General features: G+C 73.6%; 1 protein-coding gene. It reads right to left on the reverse strand.

Features of this window, described 5'->3' with window-relative positions; genetic code table 11:
* A partial coding sequence (locus ACFORO_RS46625) for a transposase (protein WP_377896789.1) occupies positions 1-1,002 on the reverse strand: 1,002 nt, incomplete at both ends.

Genomic DNA, 1,002 nt, shown 5'->3' on the forward strand with positions numbered 1-1,002 from the left:
GTGGTGGTGTGGGGCTGGGCGGGTGTTTCGTGATCCTCTCGGGCGTCCCGGGCCGGGCCGGGAGTGTTTCGGCGGGTTTGCGGGGGATCCGGCTGCCGGTCGAATTCGGCGAAATCCCCGCCGGATGCGTGCCGGTGACAACCGGGCGGGTGTCGGCGCCGAGCGTTCCCAGGGGCGCCGGGCGTCCTCGACGGCACCGCGCGCCAGGCGGAGCTGGGTGTGCGCGGCCAGCATCAGCCAGGTCCACCGGTCGGCCGCCTCGGGAGTCCGCAGGCGGGGCGCGGTCCATCCCAGGGTCTGTTTGAGGAACCGGAAAGTGTGTTCCAGGTCGAAGCGCCGCAGGAACGTCTGCCATAGCCGGTCCACCCGTTCCGGGGTGGTCGCGAGGGCGGAATGCCACAGCCACAACGGTTTCGGGGTTCCGGCTCCGGGCAGTCGCTCGACCTGCAGCCGGATCACGGTGCCCTCGATGATCGGCAGCGGGTCGTCGTGGCGGGCCCAGGCGCCGGTGCGGGTGAGCTTGGGGTGCAGCCGGTTCCAGGATTGAGCGGCAGCGGTGCCGTAGCGGGCGGTGTCGGCGGTCGTGGTGTGCGCCGGGGAGGGCCAGGACCGCGGGTCGGCGAACGCGAACCGGGCTCCGTGCCGGGTGCCGCGGCCCCGGACGCCGGGGCTTCGCGGCGGTGCGGGCAAGGCCAGCACCCGGTCCGAGCGCAGCCGCACGAGGACCTGGACCGGAAGATCGGCCAGCAGGAATGCCAGGCGGGGGCCGTCGTAGCCGCTGTCGCCGACGATCCAGATGTCGGGGTCGCCCTCGCGCCAGTGCCCGGCGCCGATCAGGTTGCCGACGACCGTGCGCAGCTGGGCGGCGGCCAGACCGGTGTGCTCGTCCTCCGGCCGCATCCGCACCGCGTCCAGCAGCGCTGTCCACGAGGTGCGGCCGGGTTCCAGCGCGGCCACGAACGAGTAGGGCCAGCCGGGGATCATCTGGGCCTGGCCTTTGCC

Source organism: Amycolatopsis halotolerans (assembly GCF_042647905.1).
Taxonomy (GTDB): Bacteria; Actinomycetota; Actinomycetes; order Mycobacteriales; family Pseudonocardiaceae; genus Amycolatopsis; species Amycolatopsis halotolerans.